The 18,410-nt window shown below is 65.8% G+C and carries 19 protein-coding genes; 10 read left to right on the top strand and 9 right to left on the bottom strand.

Translation table 11 applies throughout. The features are described 5' to 3' along the window. Window positions 1–56: 56 nt before the first annotated feature. Window positions 57–980 (top strand): LysR family transcriptional regulator, encoded by a 924-nt coding sequence (locus tag M1B34_RS10965; RefSeq protein WP_123331635.1) that lies wholly within the window; start codon window positions 57–59, stop codon window positions 978–980. Between the two features lie 37 nt (window positions 981–1,017). On the opposite strand, the gene argE is transcribed toward M1B34_RS10965, so the two are convergent. The 4 genes from argE to M1B34_RS10945 form a co-directional block, all read right to left on the bottom strand. Then, window positions 1,018–2,175, bottom strand: a complete 1,158-nt coding sequence (gene argE, locus M1B34_RS10960; protein WP_268265141.1) for an acetylornithine deacetylase — start codon at window positions 2,173–2,175, stop codon at window positions 1,018–1,020. A gap of 69 nt (window positions 2,176–2,244) precedes the next feature. Continuing rightward, window positions 2,245–2,919, bottom strand: a complete 675-nt coding sequence (locus tag M1B34_RS10955) for a DUF1028 domain-containing protein (RefSeq protein ID WP_268265140.1) — start codon at window positions 2,917–2,919, stop codon at window positions 2,245–2,247. Between the two features lie 120 nt (window positions 2,920–3,039). Beyond that, window positions 3,040–3,450: a RidA family protein gene (locus tag M1B34_RS10950; protein WP_123331628.1), complete on the bottom strand. Its 411-nt coding sequence runs from the start codon at window positions 3,448–3,450 to the stop codon at window positions 3,040–3,042. Continuing rightward, entirely contained in the window at window positions 3,450–4,790 is a 1,341-nt protein-coding gene (locus tag M1B34_RS10945; RefSeq protein ID WP_268265139.1) for a flavin-containing monooxygenase, read from the bottom strand. Before M1B34_RS10945 ends, M1B34_RS10950 begins: the two co-directional genes overlap by 1 nt. 236 nt (window positions 4,791–5,026) lie before the next feature. On the opposite strand from M1B34_RS10945, the gene M1B34_RS10940 reads away from it, so the two are divergent. The 4 genes from M1B34_RS10940 to M1B34_RS10925 all read left to right on the top strand — a co-directional run bounded on the left by M1B34_RS10940 (window position 5,027) and on the right by M1B34_RS10925 (window position 8,604). Further along, entirely contained in the window at window positions 5,027–6,253 is a 1,227-nt protein-coding gene (locus tag M1B34_RS10940; RefSeq protein ID WP_268265138.1) for a DUF1444 domain-containing protein, read from the top strand. 162 nt (window positions 6,254–6,415) lie between these two features. Further along, window positions 6,416–7,057 (top strand): LysE family translocator, encoded by a 642-nt coding sequence (locus M1B34_RS10935; RefSeq protein WP_268265137.1) that lies wholly within the window; start codon window positions 6,416–6,418, stop codon window positions 7,055–7,057. Between the two features lie 22 nt (window positions 7,058–7,079). After that, window positions 7,080–7,868, top strand: a complete 789-nt coding sequence (locus tag M1B34_RS10930) for a nucleotidyltransferase domain-containing protein (RefSeq protein ID WP_268265136.1) — start codon at window positions 7,080–7,082, stop codon at window positions 7,866–7,868. Window positions 7,869–7,983: 115 nt separating this feature from the next. Next, window positions 7,984–8,604 (top strand): LysE family translocator, encoded by a 621-nt coding sequence (locus tag M1B34_RS10925; RefSeq protein WP_268265135.1) that lies wholly within the window; start codon window positions 7,984–7,986, stop codon window positions 8,602–8,604. Between the two features lie 15 nt (window positions 8,605–8,619). Here the strand turns inward: M1B34_RS10925 and M1B34_RS10920 are convergent, their stop codons facing one another. Further along, on the bottom strand, window positions 8,620–9,501 hold the full coding sequence (locus M1B34_RS10920) for a LysR family transcriptional regulator (RefSeq protein WP_268265134.1): 882 nt from the start codon (window positions 9,499–9,501) through the stop codon (window positions 8,620–8,622). 166 nt (window positions 9,502–9,667) lie between these two features. Here M1B34_RS10920 and M1B34_RS10915 point away from each other — a divergent pair, with 166 nt between their 5' ends. Beyond that, entirely contained in the window at window positions 9,668–10,363 is a 696-nt protein-coding gene (locus M1B34_RS10915) for a YwqG family protein (RefSeq protein ID WP_268262101.1), read from the top strand. Beyond that, a complete protein-coding gene (locus M1B34_RS10910) occupies window positions 10,350–10,766 on the top strand; it encodes a GFA family protein (protein WP_123331612.1) in 417 nt (138 codons plus the stop codon). The genes M1B34_RS10915 and M1B34_RS10910 overlap by 14 nt, the downstream gene beginning before the upstream one ends. Before the next feature lie 52 nt (window positions 10,767–10,818). Here M1B34_RS10910 and M1B34_RS10905 read toward each other — a convergent pair whose 3' ends face one another. Together M1B34_RS10905 and M1B34_RS10900 are read right to left on the bottom strand one after the other, a co-directional pair. Next, window positions 10,819–11,268, bottom strand: coding sequence for an NUDIX hydrolase (locus M1B34_RS10905; RefSeq protein ID WP_268265133.1), 450 nt, complete (start codon window positions 11,266–11,268; stop codon window positions 10,819–10,821). A gap of 87 nt (window positions 11,269–11,355) precedes the next feature. Beyond that, window positions 11,356–13,365 carry a sigma-54-dependent Fis family transcriptional regulator gene (locus tag M1B34_RS10900; protein ID WP_268265132.1) on the bottom strand — a complete coding sequence of 670 codons (2,010 nt, stop codon included), beginning with the start codon at window positions 13,363–13,365 and terminating at the stop codon, window positions 11,356–11,358. A 196-nt stretch (window positions 13,366–13,561) separates the two neighbouring features. Here M1B34_RS10900 and M1B34_RS10895 point away from each other — a divergent pair, with 196 nt between their 5' ends. From M1B34_RS10895 to M1B34_RS10885, 3 genes are all read left to right on the top strand, one after another. Continuing rightward, entirely contained in the window at window positions 13,562–14,584 is a 1,023-nt protein-coding gene (locus tag M1B34_RS10895; RefSeq protein ID WP_268265131.1) for a Gfo/Idh/MocA family oxidoreductase, read from the top strand. Beyond that, complete coding sequence (locus tag M1B34_RS10890) at window positions 14,581–15,369, top strand: TIM barrel protein (RefSeq protein ID WP_268265130.1); 789 nt, start codon at window positions 14,581–14,583, stop codon at window positions 15,367–15,369. The genes M1B34_RS10895 and M1B34_RS10890 overlap by 4 nt, the downstream gene beginning before the upstream one ends. A gap of 101 nt (window positions 15,370–15,470) precedes the next feature. Then, a complete protein-coding gene (locus tag M1B34_RS10885; RefSeq protein ID WP_268265129.1) occupies window positions 15,471–16,397 on the top strand; it encodes a sugar ABC transporter substrate-binding protein in 927 nt (308 codons plus the stop codon). A 59-nt stretch (window positions 16,398–16,456) separates the two neighbouring features. Here the strand turns inward: M1B34_RS10885 and M1B34_RS10880 are convergent, their stop codons facing one another. Beyond that, complete coding sequence (locus tag M1B34_RS10880) at window positions 16,457–17,398, bottom strand: Ppx/GppA family phosphatase (RefSeq protein WP_268265128.1); 942 nt, start codon at window positions 17,396–17,398, stop codon at window positions 16,457–16,459. 259 nt (window positions 17,399–17,657) lie between these two features. Then, entirely contained in the window at window positions 17,658–18,383 is a 726-nt protein-coding gene (locus tag M1B34_RS10875; protein ID WP_268262104.1) for a transporter substrate-binding domain-containing protein, read from the bottom strand. Window positions 18,384–18,410 lie beyond the last annotated feature (27 nt).

The following is an 18,410-nucleotide window of genomic DNA, read 5'->3' as shown; positions in this document are numbered from 1 at the left end:
CCCCCCGGCCAAACGCCGCCCATGAACTGCGCCGCCATCACCCGACAGAGGTTCCCGTGGCTACTTACACCTTGCGCCAACTCAAGTATTTCGTGACCACCGTGGAGGCCGGCAGCGTGGCCGAGGCTTCGCGCAAGCTGTACATCGCCCAGCCGTCGATCTCGACTGCAATCAAGGGCCTGGAAGAAAGCTTCGGCGTGCAGCTGTTTATCCGCCACCACGCCCAAGGGGTGTCGCTCACCCCCAGCGGCACGCGCTTCTATCGCAAAGCCCAGGAACTGCTGCGCATGGCCCATGAGTTCGAGCAGAACGCCATGGCCGACAACGACATTGTTTCCGGGCAGATTGATATCGGCTGTTTCGAGACGGTGGCGCCGCTGTACCTGCCGCGCCTGATTGCCGGTTTTCGCCAGCGCTACCCCGGGGTGGACATCCGCATCCGCGACGGTGACCAGCAGGAACTGGTGCAGGGCCTGACCGCCGGCACCTTCGACCTGGCTTTTCTCTACGAGCACGACCTGGACAACACCATCGAGACCGAGCCCTTGATGCCGCCGCAAAAGCCCTATGCGCTGCTGCCCGAGGGGCACCGTTTCACCGAGCAGGCCGAGGTGTCCCTGCGCGACCTGTGCCTGGAGCCGATGATCCTGCTCGACGTGCTGCCCAGCCGCACCTACTTCGTGCGCATCTTCACTGAGCTGGGGCTGACGCCGAACATTGTCTTCAGCTCGCCCTCCATCGAAATGGTCCGGGGCATGGTCGGCCAGGGCTTCGGCTTCTCCCTGCTGGTCACCCGGCCCCATTCGGAATGCACCTACGACGGCAAGAAAGTGGTGGCCGTAAACCTGGCCGAGCAGGTATCGACCTCGGGGCTGGTGTCGGCCTGGCTGAAACGCGCCCAGCCGACCAAACCCGCCCAGCTGTTCGTGGCCTACTGCAAGGAACAACTGAGTGCCGGGGCTGCCGGCGTCTGCCCCTAAGCGACAACGGCTGGGCGCGGTGCGAGTGAGGACGCCCTCAGGCGCCGCTGCGCAGCCAATCGGTCAGGCGCGCGAGCATGGCGTCGCAGCCGTCGAGCTGCTCCTGGCTGACGAACTCATCGGCCTTGTGCCCCTGGTCCATGCTGCCCGGGCCACAGACCACGGCCGGAATGCCGGCCTGGTGAAACAGCCCGCCCTCCGTGCCAAAAGCCACGGTGCCGAATTCCCGGCTGCCGCTGATACGCGCCAGCAACTCGGCCAACGAACCCTGGGGGTCGGTGGCCAGCCCCGGGTAGGCGGACAAGGGCTCAAAGGCAATATCGCTGGCACTGCTGCGGGCGCGCATCGCCGGCAACAGCTGGTGTTCGGCGTAGTCGGCCAACTGATCCACCACCTGCTGCGCATCGAAATCGGGCAAGGCCCGCACCTCAAAGTCGAACTGACACTCGGCCGGCACGATGTTCAAAGCCCGGCCGCCCTGGATCATCCCGGTCTGCACTGTCGAGAATGGCGGGTCGAACCGCCGGTCATGCGACGCCCCCTGGGCCAGTTGCTCGCCGATGTCCCCCAGCTTGCCGATCAAGCGCGCCGCGTACTCGATGGCGTTGACCCCCTGGGGCGCATAGGCCGAATGACAGGCCGCGCCCTTGACCTGGCAACGCATGGCCAGCTTGCCCTTGTGACCGAGCACCGGCTTGAGCTCGGTGGGCTCGCCGATCAGGCAGGCGATGGGCCGGTGCGGCCGCTGTTCGAGTTCAGCCAGCAGCGAACGCACCCCCAGGCAACCGACTTCTTCGTCGTAGGAGAACGCCAGGTGCACCGGCACTTGCAGCGGTTGCGCAAGAAACTGCGGCACGGCCGCCAACACCGAGGCGATAAAGCCTTTCATGTCGGCACTGCCCCGCCCGTACAACTTGCCGTCGCGCTCGGTCAGTTGGAACGGTTCGACAGTCCAGGCCTGCCCTGCCACCGGCACCACGTCGGTGTGGCCCGACAGCACCAGGCCGCCGCGGTCGCTGGGGCCGATGCTGGCGAACAGGTTGGCCTTGGTGCGCTCGGGGTTGTAGACCAACTCGGCGTCCACCCCCTGGGCCTTGAGGTAGTCGAAGACAAACGCGATCAGCGCCAGGTTGGACTCGCGGCTGACGGTGTTAAAGGCAATCAGCTTGGCCAGCAATTCACGACTGGTGGGCATGGACGGGGCTCCTGGGGCATGGCGATAAAAAGCGGCCGGGCGATGAATCGCACCCGGCCAGGAAGCGCATTACTCGTTGCCCGGCACGCCATAACTGGGGGCCGCCGTGGGGTTCAGGGCGCGGGTCTGGTAGTCCTGCATCTGCGGCTGGTAAGCCTGCCAGAGCCGGTCCAGTTGCCCGATCGGGTCGTCATCGGCCCAGTCCACGCGCAGGTCGACAATCGGCCAGGTCAATTCCTCGACCACCGACAGCGCCGCCGAGTGCACCGGCCCGGCTTCACCGCCAGCGGCCACAGCAGCGTGCATGGCGGCCAGCAAGCGCTGGGCCAGGCTGCCTTCGGCGTGTTCGAAAGCGGCGACCATGGCCCCGATCACCTCGGTGCTCGCCAATAGATTGCCGGCGGCCACACACTGCTCGCCCGCCAGCACCTGGCTGTTGCCCAGCGCCTGGGTGCCGCTGAACATCGCGCTGCGCCCCTGGCTGTCGAGCACCGCGACCTGGCGGTACTGGCTGTAGCCATTACTGTTCAAGGCCCTGTCCAGGGCAACGCCGGGTTCCTGGCCGGCGGCCAGCAGGTCAAGGATCTGCGGGCCCAATGCCGGCAGGGTGATGTTCTGCGTGGCCACCGCGCCGACCCCGGCCCGCAGCCAGGGGCAACGGGCGCCTACGGCGATGCTCGAAGAGCTGATGGCAATGCCCAACTGGCCGGTTTCGGCACAACGGCCAACGATGGAAAAGGTCATGAAACCTCCTTGAACTCAAGGGCTGGTGCCCGGCCGGCAAGGGCCAGGCACAAAAGGGGGACGTGCAATCAGTCAAGCCCGCCGCCGACCGCCTGTATGGCACGGCCGGCGCACCAGGGTTCAGTCCGGGATAACCGCGATCACGTCGATTTCCATCAACCACTGCGGCTGGCCGAGGGCAGACACCACCAGGCCAGTGGAGATCGGGAACACCCCTTTCAGCCATTTGCCGACTTCCTGGTAGACCGGCTCGCGGTAGCGCGGGTCGGTCAGGTAGGTGGTGGTCTTGACGATATGGCTGAGGTCGCTGCCGGCCTCTTCCAGCAGTTGCTTGACGTTTTTCATCGCCTGCTCGGCCTGGGCCTGCGGGTCGCCCAGGCCCACTAGGCGCCCTTCGAAGTCGGTGCCCACCTGGCCGCGAACATAGACCGTATTGCCGGCCCGCACGGCCTGGCACAGGTCGTTGTCCAGGCTCTGGTTGGGGTAGGTGTCTTTGGTGTTGAACATACGAATGCGGGTATGAGTAGGCATCAACGGGCTCCCATCAGGCGGGTGGTTACGGGTGAGGAATCACGCTCGGCCTGGCGTTGCGAGGCGTCACGGTAATCCAGGTATTTGCGTTGCTTGGCGATGTGTTCGCCGATGTGCCGGGCGTCATGCCACACACCCCAGATAAACGCCGAACCGCGCCGCGACAGCCATGGCAGGCCGACAAAATAGACCCCGGGCTCGCTGGACACGCCGCGCTGGTGGCGAGGCTTGCCGTTGGCGTCGAAGGCATCGACCTGCAGCCACTGGTAGTCCACACCGTAGCCGGTGGCCCAGATGATCGAGGTCACGCCGGCCTTGGCCAGGTCCAGCTGGAGAATGGGTTGGCTCACGCAGGCTGGGTCCGGCAGCATGTCGCGGGCTTCAGGCTCCAGGGGCAGGTCAAGGCCATTGCGGGCGATGTAGGCATCGGCGGCATCCAGCAGCGCCAGGTAGTTCTCGTCGCCCCGCGCCAGGTTCTCGGCCAGGTTGGCCTCGAAGTTCACCACCCCGTTGCTGAAGGATTGGGTCAGCCCCACCAGGGTCATGCCCTGCTGGGCCAGGCGGCGGAAGTCGATGGTCTCGCCGCCCCGGGCACCGCTGACGGCGATGGTCACGTGTTCCTTGCCCGGTTCCACGCCTTCGGCGTCCCATTGGCCGAGCACCCCCAGCCACCAGCAGAAATCACGGTTGCGATAGGAGCGCGGCGGGCGATCGTGGGCGCCCACCGAGAGGTACACCTGCCGCCCGGAACGTTGCAGTTCGTCGGCGATCTGTACCCCCGACGAACCGGCCCCGACCACCAGCACCGCGCCCTCGGGCAACTGCTGCGGGTTGCGGTAGTCGGCCGAGTGGATCTGGCTGATGGCCCCGGCCTGTGCGGCAATCGGTGGGATGACCGGGCGCTGGAACGGGCCGGTGGCAACCACCACGTGCTGGGCCTCGATCACCCCCTCGGAAGTGGTCACGGTAAAGCCCGGGCGGTCGGCATTGCGTTGCACCCGGTGCACCTCCACGCCCGTGCGAATCGGCGCGTTGAACGCCTTGGCGTAGGCTTCGAAGTAATCCGCCACCTGGTCCTTGGAGGCGAAGGCATCGGGGTCCAGGCCGTCGAATTCCAACCCCGGAAAGCGGTCGTGCCAGGCCGGCCCGTTGGCCACCAGGGAGTCCCAACGCCCGGTGCGCCAGCGTTCGGCGATGCGCTCGCGCTCCAGCACCAGGTGCGGCACGCCGAGCTTGCTCAGGTGCTCGCTCATGGCCACGCCGGCCTGCCCGGCGCCCACGATGAGCGTGTCGATAAATGACGGTGCGGCGCTGGTGCCGGCTTGGTTCTGGTCGATCATGGCTTGCCCCTACAGATGCGGATCATGGCTGCCCCGGGAGTGCCTCGAAAGGTGGGGGTTGGGCGCATTCTGTTCGGAGCCGGGCAATAGCGAAATTATGATTTTTGTCGTCGCTGGCGAGGAAAAAGCTGGCCGTGCCCGATGCCGGGTTCCCAAGCCTCCAGGGCGCGTGCAGCTTTACCCCACCTGCCAGGACCCGCATCATGCGCCACTCGCCCCCATGGAGGACCCGGTACATGCTCAAGGCATTATTCGACAGACTGTTCAACCGCCCGCCGACACCCGATGCCTTTGCCCAGAAGATCATCCAGGCCGCTCGCGAAGGCGGCTACCGCAGTGACCTCGACTACCAGGCGGACGAATTTCGCGTGGGTTACGGCGATCAGTGCTACTTCAATCTGCACAATGCCTACCACGAGTACCAGCAAGCCGCCCCCGCTCAGCGCCCCCAGGTGCTGACCCACTACGTGAACATCCTGCTGGGCACCCAGGACAAGGCCCCCCAGCCCTTCGAAGAGGTCCGCCCGCTGCTGCGGCCAGTGATTCGCAGCCTCGGCATGCTCGAAGAAGTTCGGCTGTTCCAGGTGCGCAGCAAGGGCTGGGACTCGCCCCTCACCTTGGCTCATCAGCCCTTGGGCAAGGATTGCGTATTGCTGCTGGCAGTGGACTACCCCGACGCCACCTCGACCCTGACCCAGGGCCCCCAGAACGACTGGGGCATCACCCTGGAACAGGGCCTGGCCATGGCCCTGGACAACCTGCGCGACAGCACCCCCGACGCCTTCGAGGAAATCATCCCCGGGCTCTACCTGGGCGCCTGGAAGGACGGCTACGACGCCAGCCGCGCCTTGCTCCCCGACGTGCTGCAACGGGCGCCGATCAAAGGCCGGCCGGTGTTCATGATGCCCACCCATGACGTGCTGCTGGTGACCGGCGACAAGGACCTCGACGGCCTGCAGGAGATGATCGAATTGAGCTTCCAGGCCATGGACAACGGCCGCGCCCTGTCGAGCCAGGTCTACACCTACGATGACCGGCGGATCGTGCCCTTCAATGTGGCCCAGGCCGCGCTCCAGGAACGCCTGGACGACCTGCAGCGCAGGCTGTGGCACAGCCTCTACAGCGTGCAGAAGGAAACCCTGGAAAAAATCCATGAAACCTTCAACGACGACCTGTTCGTCGCCACTTACCTGCTTTATCAGCACACCAGCGATCCCAACAAGACCTTCTCGATGGCGACCTGGACCGAAGGCGTCGACACCTCGCTGCCGAAGGCCGACCGAATCATCCTGGTGCGTCCCAACCACCAGGGCGCCACCGACACCCAGGTGGTCGCCTGGCACGACGTCGAAACCCACCTGGGTGAACTGCTGGCCCCGGACCGCGAGCACTACCCCCCGCGCTACCGCACCCTGGGCTTTCCCAGCAGCGAACAACTGAGCCGGCTAACGCCGATGAACTGACACGCGTCGCCCCCACTTTGCTGGAACACTGGCCCGCAGAAATAGGCCGCGCAGAATCTGCCGGCCGCATGCTCGGCGCCGAATTGAACAAGCGCAGGCTGACGCGCCGCCATTATTCTCGTTAGAATCGCGCCCTCTTCCCCTGTTTATCGAGCCCGAAAAATGGATGTTCACTCGGTTTTGACCTACACCCTGGTCGCTGCCATTTCCATCGCCAGCCCTGGCCCTGCCACCTTGATGGCCCTGCACAACAGCGTGGCGTACGGCGCCAAGTCGACCCTCTGGTCATCGCTGGGCAACGTCAGCGGCCTGTTCTGCATGTCGGCCGCCGCCATGCTCGGGCTGGGGGCGCTGATCGCCAGCTCCGAACTGATTTTCAACGCAGTGAAGATCGCCGGTGCCGGCTACCTGTTCTACCTCGGCGCCAAGCAATTGTTGAAGAAAACCCCGACCCTGGCGGTGACCAGCGACGGCCAGCCGCAAGAGGCCATGCCCTCGCCGCTCAAGCTGTACAAGTCGGCCTTCCTGACGGCGGCGACCAACCCCAAGGCGACGATTTTCTTCACCGCGCTGTTCCCGCAGTTCATCGATCAACAGGCGGCGCTGGTTCCACAGTTCCTGATCCTGACCCTGATCTTCATGGCCTTGTCGCTGATCTCCCTCAGCGCTTACGCCCTGCTCGCTTCGCGGGCCAAAGGCGTGCTGACGCGCCCGGCGTTTTCCAAGTGGGTCAATCGCGTGGTCGGTTCCACCTTTATCTTCTTCGGCAGCGCGATCCTGACCATGCGCCGGCAAACGGCGTAAAACGCCCCACCCCGGAGCGCCCATGGCCACCTCGCCCACCCCTGACGGCTGTATCGCCGCCGCCCCCGACGGCCCGATCCAGGCCGAATTCCGGGGGCTGGTGGCCCAGGTGTGCCGCCGCTTGAGCCAGCAATTCCCGAACCTGCTCGACGGCCTGTACCTGTACGGCAGCGTGGCCCGGGGCGATGCCAAGCTGGGGGCCTCGGACCTGGACCTGACCCTGGTGCTGCAGCGCCCGGCCAGCGCCGAGGAACAGGCAGACCTGGAATGCCTGCGGCAGACCCTGGCGGCGCAGCATCCGGAAGTGCTGAAGATCGATTTCGACATCGGCCTGCGCGCCGAGGTGCTGGCCCCCGAACATCGGGCGAGCTGGGGCTACTGGCTCAAGCACCACTGCCGCTGCCTGTGGGGCAACGACCTGAGCACACACTTCACGCCGTTCAAGCCGTCCCGGGCCATTGCCATCGCGGTCAATGGCGACTTCGCCAGCGTCCTCCTGGGGTACGCCGATCGCATCGATGGCGCCGGGCAATCCGTGGACGTGCCCCGCTGGCAGCGCGAGGCCGCACGCAAGCTCATACGCTCGACCAACCTGCTGCGCACGGAGCAGGAGCCGCGTTGGCCGGCCAGCCTGGAAGAGCATGCCGAGCTGTTTGTCGAAGGCTACCCGGCCATGGCGGCGGCCAGCGCTTTTTTCCTGCAGCACGCCCGGTACAGTGCGGCACCGGTCCCGGGGTTCAGCCAGCGGCTGCGTGAGTTCACCCGTTGGCTGCAAGCCGCCCATCAAGACCCCAGCACCGCGCCTCGCTGACACCGAGCGACACTCCCGTCTGGAAAATCGTTTTCCATTCCTGGTGCTAACCACCCGCCATCACCCGCCATAGACTGCCTGCGGCGCACTCCGCGCTGCCAACAAGGAAGCGCCTGTGCAGGCCATCGTCGACATCAACTGGGCCTTGTGGCTGTCCACCATGGCGCCCCTGGCCCTGAGCGCCGGCCCCGGCAACCTGATGGTGGCCACCTCCGGGGCGCAGAGTGGCGTGCGCCATTCTCTGAGGTTTATCGCCGGGCTCGACCTCACTTACCTGCTGCTCGCACTGCTGATGGGGCTCGGGCTGTACCACAGCCTGAGTGCCTACCCGACACTGATGCGCAGCCTGCAAATAGCCGGCAGCGCCTACATTTTCTGGCGCGGCCTGCGCCTGCTGCGACGCCCGCCAACCGCCAGCGCCGAGCCCTCCAGGCCGCTGCAATGGCGCGACGGTGTGGTGGTTCAACTGGGCAATGTCCAGGGGCTGGTGATGTTGCTGGTGATGTTCGCGAGTTTTTTGCCCGTGGACGACGCCCGCCCGACCCAGGTGCTGATGCTCAGCGCGGCGCTGATCACCCTGAACTTCTGCGCCCACCTGTTGTGGGTGTCCCTGGGGGCGACAGTGCAGCGCCTGATGTGTACCCGACCCGGCTGGCTGGTGCTGCAGAACGCCGTATTCGGGCTGCTGCTGGTGGCCGTGGCCGGCTGGATGCTGTTCAGGGCCTGGTCGATCTGAGCGGACTCGACGCGCTTACTGCAACTCGGCCGCGTGCTGCTGCAACCACTGGTCGAGGTGTTCCACCACCCGGTCGACCCGCGCCAGCCCCTGGCTCGCCTGATTGCGCAGCAGCCAGATCTCCGCCCCCGGTGCCGTCAGCATCGGCAGCACCGGGCACAACCCCAGGCGATGCCCGACATAGGCCGGCAAGGCCGCGATCCCCAGGCCGGCCTGCACCGTCTGGAGCTGGGCATTAAGGGTCGGCACCCGCAACCACAAGCCCTGCCCGTCGCTGATCTGCGCCAGCCAGCGCGCCAGGGGCATGTGGGCCATGTCCTCGCTCCAGCCGATCAGGCTATGGGCCGGCAGATCGGCCGCCGACCCGGGCAGCCCCTGAAGTGCGGCGTAGGCGTCGGAGCAGAATAGCCCTTGGGCCAGCCGGCCCACCCGACGCTGGGTGAACGGGCCGCTCTCGGCTCGGCGCAACCGCAGGATCACGTCACTCTGGCTGTGGGCCAGCTTGCTGGAACGTGCGGCGTTGACCAGGTCGAAACGGATCTGCGGGTAGCGCTCGCGAAAGCCCAGCAAGCCGGGAATGATCAAGTGGGTGCCCATCAGTTCCGGACACTCGATGCGCACGCTGCCTTCCAGGCCGCTGCCGGGATGGGCCACTTGACGTTGCATCTGCAGGAAGCGCGCCTCGGTCTCCAGGGCCAGGGGCAACAGCGCCTGCCCGGCTTCGCTGAGGAAATAGCCGGTGGTGTTCTTCACGAACAGGCCCTGGCCCAGGGCCTGTTCAAGGGCGGCCACCTTGCGCGCAACGGTGGACGCCGAGGCCTTCAGGGCATGCCCGGCATCGGTGATGTTGTGGGCCTTGGCCACGGCCAGGAAAAACTTCAGATCGTCCCAGTTCACGGTGCTGCCTGTCCCTGAATGCAAAAATGCTGGGGCGGATCTTATGCCAAACCGCGCCCCGGGCGTGACCTGTTTTCCCTGGCCACCAGGCTTGCCAAGCACGGGCAAAACCGCCCACAGTAGCGCCCTTTTCCACGACTGACCGATAGGGATAGATCACCTGACCATGGACATTCAGGAGCTCAAGCAACGCCTGGCCAAGCCGGCCGTGAAGTTCAGCGCCGGCGGTTTTCGCCCCACCCACAGCGATGAAGAAAGCTGGTTGGGTCGCGTCTTTCTGTACGGCCCCGACGAAGAACTGCCCTGCAACCCGCAGGGTGAGCCGCTGCTGCCCTTCGCCCAGTTTTACCTGCCGGCCCTGCCCTTCAGCAGCCCATGGCTGGAAGGCGTGCGAGTCCTGACCCTGTTCGTCGGCAACCCCTTCCCCGATGAGCTGGAACCCATGGGCAACAACTGGGTGATTCGCGAATACCGCGCCGACGACGTGCTGGTGCGTAAGGAGCTGACGGCGCCCAAGGCCTTCCTAAAACCCTTTCCTTTGAAAGCCGAAGTCGTTGCCGAGGACTATCCCTTGTGGGACGGCGGCGGTATCCCCCGGGACCTGGAACTGGAAGTCCTCAGCCTCGAACGAGACGGCACCATCAGTTGTTACTACGACCTGGTGAGCCACTGCTACGAGCACAAACTGGGGGGCTACCCGTCCTTTTGCCAGGCCGGCATCGACCCCGGCGACGGCTTCGAATTTGTCATGCAAATCTCGTCCGACGCCAAGATCAACCTCAACGTGATCCACAGCGGCAGCCTGATGTTCTGGAAGCACCGGGAGAGCGGCGAATGGGCGATCTACTATGACTTCTACTGAAGCCCCCGCCGATTACCACGGCCGTTGCCTGTGCGGCGCCGTGCAGTATCGGCTGAGCAGCCCACCCAAAGCCGTGACCCATTGCCATTGCAGCCAATGCCGCAAAGGTCACGGCGCAGCCTTTGCCAGTTACGCCAGCGTGCCGCGCTCAAGCCTGCACATCAGTGGTGAGCCAGAGGCGCTGAACAGCTACGCCTCCTCCCCCGGTGTGGCCCGGCAGTTCTGTGGCCGTTGCGGTGCCTCACTGTTCTGGAGTAACACCCAGGGCGCCTACGCCGACTGGGTCTCGATCGCCCTCGGCAGCCTGGACACGCCCTTCCTCGCCCCCCGACAAAAACACCTTTACGTGGCCGACAAGGCGCCGTGGCACAGCATCACCGACGCCTGGCCGCAGCACGACTGAAGCCCTGGCATCGCCAACAGACTGACGGGCAGAAAAACCACGCCGCGGCCCGTCAGAACGCCCCCGCTTGCTCCAGCATTTCCAGCAGGCCCAGGGGATAAACCGTGTCGTGGGTGGCTTCCAGTTCAGCCCTGGACCACCAGCGATGGTCGGCCATGACCCGCTGTTCCTCGACAGTCCATTGTTCCCGGGACAGCCGGGCATCGCTCACCTGCAGCAGGTAGTAGCGCTCGACGGACCGCACCTTTTCACCACTGGGCAAAAGCATGGGGAAACTGCGCTCGCCCACCGATGCCCCCGCGTGCTCGATACGCAACCCGGTCTCTTCCCAGAGCTCGCGAATCGCCGCAGCCTCGAAGCTCTCGCCGGGTTCGACACCACCACCGGGCGTGGCCCAATAGCTGCGCCCGGCCAGGGCATCGTCATGGTGCCGGAAGTGGAACAACAGCAGCGCCCGGTCGGGGTTCAAGACCAGCCACCGGGCCGATTGACGTTCGCGCATAAGGCCATCCTTTTCCATGAGTAAAAAAAAGCGCCGCATGATCGGGGTCGATGGGGGCGGCGCGAGGTGATTCCAGCAGCCCGGCACCTAGCCCTCCGCGCCCCCACGGAAGCTGTCGGCGCTCAGGCCGAAGCGGTTCATTTTGTTGTACAGGCCGCCGCGGGAGACGTTGAGCTGGCGGGCGGCGAGGCGGATATTACCGCCGCTGGCGCGCAGGGCAGCGATGATTGCCTGCATTTCCTGGGTGCTCAGGTCCAGCGCCGCCCGGGGCTCGGCGCTGGTGGCCAGGCCTGGCCGACGCGGGCCCTGGAGGATCTCCAGGGGCAGGTCGCCAAGTTGGATCTGCGCGCCGCTGGCCAGGTTGGTGGCCCGTTCGATGGTGTTTTCCAGCTCGCGCACATTGCCCGGCCAGGGGTAGGCGGCCAAGGCTTCCATGGCTGCAGGAGCGATGCCCTGCACCGCCTTGCGCAGGGACTGGGCGCAGCGCTGGAGAAAGTGCCAGGCCAGCAGGGCGATGTCTTCGCGGCGCAGGCGCAGGGGTGGCACCGTCAGGTTGAGCACGTTGAGGCGGTAATACAGGTCCTCGCGAAACGCTCCCTGGGCCACCGCCTGGCTGAGGTTGCGGTGGGTGGCCGCGATGATGCGCACATCCACCCGCTGGGATTTTTTCGCCCCGACCCGGGTCACCTCGCCCTCCTGCAACACCCGCAGCAAGCTGACCTGGGCGTCGAAGGACATGTCGCCGATTTCGTCGAGGAAAATGGTGCCGCCGTCCGCCAGCTCGAACTTGCCGGCCGAGCCACCCCGGGCCGAACCGGTGAAGGCGCCTTCCACGTGGCCGAACAATTCGCTCTGCACCAGGTCGCGGGGAATGGCCCCGCAGTTGACCGCGACAAAGGGCCCGCTGGCCCGGTCGCTGGCGTTGTGGATGGCCTGGGCAAACAGCTCCTTGCCGGTGCCGCTTTCGCCGAGGATCAGGGTGGTGGAATCGCTGCGGCTGGCGATCCGCCCCAGGCGCAAGGCATCCTGGATCACCCGGGAGTTCCCCTGGATGGTGTCGAAGGTGTAGCTGGCCTGGGTGCCGATGAGGCGCCGGGTGATTTCGCGGATGCGCCGGTTCTCCCGCAGCGAAACAATGCGCCCACCCTGTTCCAGGGCGCACACCGACACCAGGCACGCCAGCTGGGTGCGGTCGTGCAGTTCGAAGGTGCAATCCAGGTCCCGCAGCCCTTCGCCCGCGCGCAGCAATACCTGCTCCTTGAGCTCGCTCTGCCCCAGTTGCTGGAAAGGCTGCCCGAGCAGTTCCGAACCGACCCGGAACAGCTGCCGGGCATAACGATTGAGGGCCTTGATCCGGCCCTCCTGGTCCAGCACCACCAAGCCTTCGTTGAGCACTTCCAGCACCGTGCGCTGTTCTTCCAGCAGGGTGTGCAGGGCCATCTGCCGTGACACCGCCTCGGCTGCCGCCTGCACCGTGCCCAGGGTATGAAAATGGAACCAGCCAGGTTCGGCGGTCAGGGTCAGCATGGCCAGGGTCCGGCCCTGGGCATCGCGGATCGGCGCGGCAGCGCAATGCATGCGCCGCTGGCGCAGGCCACTGGCGAAGTTTTCCTCGGCCAGCACATACACCAGGCGGTCTTCGGCCAGGGCCAGGCCGGTGCAATTGGTGCCCTGCACCGACTCCAGCAAGCGGCTGCCCACGGGGGTCAGGTCCAGGCCACAGAACGCCAGGGTGGTGCCTTCGGCGTCAGTCAGGTTGATATGACCCCGGGGGTTATAGGCCAGCAGCCCGCCCATGATCTGTTCGGCGGTGGCGATCAGTTGGCGGTTGGCGGAAAGCGTGGCCGCCAGGGCTTCAGGGCTGACAAAACGGTAGGCGGCGTCCTGCGGGTCCAACCCGGCCTCGACGCTGCGCCGCCACGAAGCCCAGATCACCTGCCGCACACCGGCCGGCCGTTCCAGGTGCCCCTGCAGACACTGCTCCCAGGCCTGTTGCACCTGGGGAATGGGCCCCTCGTTCAACGCCACCGGGCCGAGGGCGGTGATGTAATCGAGGTCGTCCGGGCCGATGGCGGTGGGCAGCAACGTGAGGGGCATGAGGGCTTCCTGACCATGTTCATATTTTTGACATGTCATTATAGACATGTCATCGACATGCACACTTCAAGCGTGTGAATTCATAAAATAGCCATAAATATCAATCACTTAAAAACTGGCACAGGCCTTGCTGAAGGGTCAGGGACGGCGCTGCGATGCGCCCCGAGCCCGACCCACAACAACAAGGAATCACCTTATGCCAGCACCCAAGATCATCCGCCTCGGCCTTATCGGCGCCGGTCGCATGGGCAGCTTCCATGCCCAGACCGCTGCCCGGCACATTCCCGGCGCGCACCTGGTGGCCATCGCCGACCCAACGCCCGGCCAAGCCGCGCGCCTGGCGGCGGAACTGGGGGTCGAACGGGTCTACACCGACCCGCAGCAACTGCTCGACGACCCGCAAGTCGATGGCGTGCTGATCGCCGCCCCGGCCCGCAGCCACGCCGAACTGGTGATCAGCGCCGCCCGGGCCGGCAAAGGCATCTTCTGCGAGAAACCCATGGCCATCACCCTGGTGGAAGCCGACCGTGCCATCGCGGCCGCCGCCGATGCCCAGGTGCCGTTGCAGGTGGGCTTCAACCGGCGTTTTGCCCGCAGCTTCCGCGCCGCTCACCAGGACGTGCTCGCCGGGCGCATCGGCACCCCGCAACTGCTGCGCTCCTTGACCCGCGACCCGGCCCTGAACAACCCCGCCGCTTCGCCGCAATGGGTGATCTTCCTGGAAACCCTGATCCACGACTTCGACACCCTGCGCTACCTCAACCCGGGCGCCGAGGCGGTTGAAGTCCACGTCATGGCCGACGCCCTGATCGCCCCCGAATACAAGGCCAAGGGCCTGCTGGACACCGCTGTGGTCAGCATACGCTTCGACAACGGTGCCCTGGCCACCGCCGAGGCCAGCTTCCAGGCGCTGTACGGCTACGACGTGCGCGGCGAAGTGTTCGGCAGCGCCGGCATGCTGACCATGGGCGAGATCCGCGACAGCGACCTGCTGCGCTACACCGCCACGGGCATCCAGGCCGATACCCTGCGCCTGGACACCGACCTGCTGCGCGATGCCTACATCGCCGAACTCAACCACTTTGTCGACTGCCTGCGCAGCGGCGAGCAACCCCTGGCCAGCGGCGCCGATGCACGGGCTGCCCTGGCCATCGCCCGGGCCTGCATCGACTCGTTCCAGCAAGGCAAGGCGGTGCGCGTGGAAGGAGCCCGGTCATGAGCCACTGCCCGTTCAAACTGGCGGTCAGCGCCGAAATGGTGTTCCTCGAACTGCCGTTCGTGGAGCGGGTGCAGCGCATCCACGCCCTCGGTTTCAGCGCGGAAATCTGGGACTGGACGCAAAAGGACATCGTCGCCCTGGCCGCCACCGGCGCCGATTTCACCTCCATGACCGGCTACATCAGCGGCAACCTGACCGAGCCCGAAGGCATCCGCAATCTGCTGGACAGCGCCCGGGAATCCCTCGGCGTGGCCGCCCGCCTGAACTGCCCGAGCCTCAACCTGCACGGCACCGGCCTGGACAACCGGGGCCTGCCGGTACGGCCCGTGGCCCGCAGCAGCGGCGCCCAGTGGTTGCGGGCGTGCAAGACCCTGGAGCAGATTGCCCGCCTGGGCGAAGACGCCGGCAAGGTGTTTCTCCTGGAAAACCTCAACACCGCGGTGGATCATCCCGGCACCCCGTTCGCCCGTGCCGACGACACTTTGGCCCTGGTGGAAGCCGTGGGCAGCGCCCACTTGAAAATGAACCTGGACCTGTACCACGCACAAATCGGTGAGGGAAACCTGATCGAATTGATCCAGCGCGCCGGTGCGGCTATCGGTGAAATCCAGGTGGCCGACGTGCCCGGGCGCAAGGAGCCGGGCACCGGCGAAATTCATTACCCGGCGATTGCCAGGGCCTTGCACGGCATCGGTTATAAGGGAGTGGTCGGCCTTGAAGGCTGGGCCTCGGGGGATTCCGAACAGGCCCTGGAAAGCTTCCGCCACGCCTTCACCCTGGCGTGAACAGCACCGGGCTCTCGGCGGACCGCCCGGCCCCGAGAGCCCACTGCAGCACCGATGGATCTTGATGAATTTCATCCCATAACAACAAAAGGAAAACCATCATGCGTCGCTACTCATTTCTGCTTGCCGGGGCCCTGACCCTGTTCAGCCACCTGGCCCTGGCCGACTACCGCATTGGCGTGAGCATCGCCAAGGTCGACGACAACTTCATGACCTACGTGCGCAGCGGCCTGGCCGATGCGGCCAAGCAACAACAGGTGCAGGTCCAGTTCGAGGACGCCCAGGGCGACGTGGTGCGCCAGTTGAGCCAAGTCGAGAACTTCCTCGCGCAAAAGGTCGACGCAGTGATCGTGCTGCCCGTGGACACCGCCGCTGCCACCAACATCACCCGTGCTGCCGTGGCCGCGAAAATCCCGCTGGTCTACGTCAACCGCCGCCCCGACCAGCCCGAACTGCCCAAGGGCGTGGTGGCGGTGGCTTCTGACGACATCGAGGCCGGGCAACTGCAGATGCGCTTCCTGGCCGAGAAAATGGGCGGCAAGGGCAACGTCGCGATCATCATGGGCGACCTCGCGCAGAACGCCACCCAGGGTCGCACCGAGGGCGCCAAGCAGGTGCTCAAGGACTACCCGGGCATCAAGGTGGTGGGCGAGCAAAGCGCCGAATGGCAACGCAGCAAAGGCATGGACCTGACCAGCAACTGGCTGCTGGCCGGGGTCGACGTCGACGCCATCGTCGCCAACAACGACGAGATGGCCATTGGTGCCTCCATGGCCCTGCAACAGGCCGGCAAGGCCAAGGGCGAAGTGCCGGTGGTGGGCATCGACGGTCTGCCCGACGGCCTGAACGCGATCAAGCGCGGGCAACTGGCCGCCTCAGTGTTCCAGGACCCCAAGGCTCAGGCGGCCAGTGCCATGCAAGCGGCGCTGAAGCTGATCAAGGGTGAGCCGGTGGAGACCTTTGTCTGGGTGCCCTACCAGCTAATCCGCCCGGAGCAGGTGGCGAGCTTCGAGCAGCACTTCAAGTAGCTGCCGGTTAATCGGCATCGAGGGTCAATACCGGCCCTCGAAGGCCTCTTCGACCCGCATCAGTTCAGGCGCTGGCTCATCAACCCATGCAGCACGCCCAGCCGCAACCCAGGCTCCGAAGGCGCCATGCGCTCGACACCAAACACCTTGAAAGCCGCCAACATCAGCGCCAGGCCACCGGGCAGGCTGCCGAGGCGCTGGGGTTGCAGCCCCAGCAACCTGAGTTGGCGAACGTGCCCGACCTGCAGCAGGCGCAGGGACAAGCGCAGCAAGCCGCCGTAGGTGATGCCCTCCTCCCCGGCATCGTTCAGGCCGTTGGCCTTGAGCACCTTGGCCAGCATGCGCGCGGTGCCCGATGAACCAATGGCCTGCTGCCAACCCAATTCGCGGTAGCGCTGGGCCACCCGTTCGAATTGCCGGCAGGCCACGCGCTCGGCTTCCAACAGGCCGGTGGCACTGATGACACCACCCGGGAAATAGCGAGTGCCGAAGGTGCCGCTGCCGATGGCCAGGCTTTCGGTGAGCAGTGGTTGGCTGCCCTGGCCGATGATCAATTCGGTGGAGCCACCGCCGATGTCCACCACCAGGCGCCGGTCCTGTTGCAAGGGGTCGGCATGGGCGATCCCGGCGTACACCAGGTGGGCCTCTTCCTGACCGCTGATGACATCGATGCGAAAGCCCAGGCGGCGCTCGGCACCGTGGAGAAACAGCCGCGCATTGTCGGCTTCACGCACCGCGCTGGTGGCCACGGCACGCACCCGTCCGGGCTCGAAGCCCCGCAAGCGCTTGCCAAAACGCGCCAAGGCCTGCCAGCCGCGTTCCAAGGCCAACTCATCCAGCGCCCCGCCCTGCAAGCCTTCGGCCAGGCGCACCGGTTCCCGCAGGGTCTTGACGGCCTGGACCTGCCACTGCCGATCGCGCTTGAGGGGTTGCCCGATCATCAGGCGAAACGCATTGGAGCCCAGGTCGATGGCGGCATACAGGGGGCTTTCGCCTTTCATGGGCTGTGTTCCTGGCAAGTTCATCCGTTGGCAAGCACCCCTGCGCCGGCAGAGGGTTGGAGGGGATTTTGCCACTCGAAAGATGACGTCCGGATGACAGTGCCCAGGTATTTGAACGCTGGAACATGTCATCAAAACGTCATACGCCAGCCCGATACTGTGGCGAGCAACGCGTGCTCGTTGTTCTGGCTGCCAGGGTTATGGCAGCTTTTTTTTGCCTTTTTTCAGCCCCTGCCCAGCGCCAGCCGGGCACGGGTCATCAAGGGGCCACTGGCACGTCCGCCTGACCGGTGGCGGTCAGCGCCGCACGCACCAGGCCATCGGCTTTCTTGCGCTCGACAAACTCCCGCACGTAGGCCGCACCGGCCTGGCGCTCACGGGGCACGGCCATGGCTTGGCGAATGGCGGTGAAGGCACCGTCCAGCACCCGATAACGGCGGTCCGCGTCGGCCACTTTTTGCAGCGGCTGGCGCACCCCGGCGGCGGCATCGAGGCCCTGGGCGATGTACAGGTCCACCGCCGCAGCCGAGGTTTCTGCCCGTTCCAGTTGCGCATGCTGCAGGGTGCGACTGAGGAACAGGTCATAGGCCGCCCCCTTGCCCACCGCGAGGCGCAGGCCCGGCTGGTCAAGATCCGCGACCGCCTGATAAGGCGCGTCGGCCGCCACCAGGTAAGTGCCTTCGATGATCACATAGGGTTCGCTGAAGGCTATCTGCTCTTCACGCACCGGCTCGATGGCCAGGAACGCCAAGTCCCAGGCGCCCTGCTCCAATGCCGCGAAAACCTTGCCCGCCGCGTCGAAGGTCTGCAACTCCAGGCCCACGCCCAGTTCCTCGGCCAACGCCTTGGCCAGGGCCACGGACACGCCCTGGGGCTTGCCGTCCGCGCCCGGCTGGGCCAGCACCGGGTTGCCAAAATTGATCGCGGCGCGCAACACGCCCTGGGGGGCCAGGTCGGCCAGCACTGCGGGGGAAATCACACTCATCATCGGCTCCAGATCGGGAAATGGCGG

The organism is Pseudomonas morbosilactucae, assembly GCF_023241715.1.
Taxonomy (GTDB): Bacteria; Pseudomonadota; Gammaproteobacteria; order Pseudomonadales; family Pseudomonadaceae; genus Aquipseudomonas; species Aquipseudomonas morbosilactucae.
Note: the sequence above shows the minus strand (reverse complement) of the source record. Positions and strands in the feature narration are given on the sequence as shown.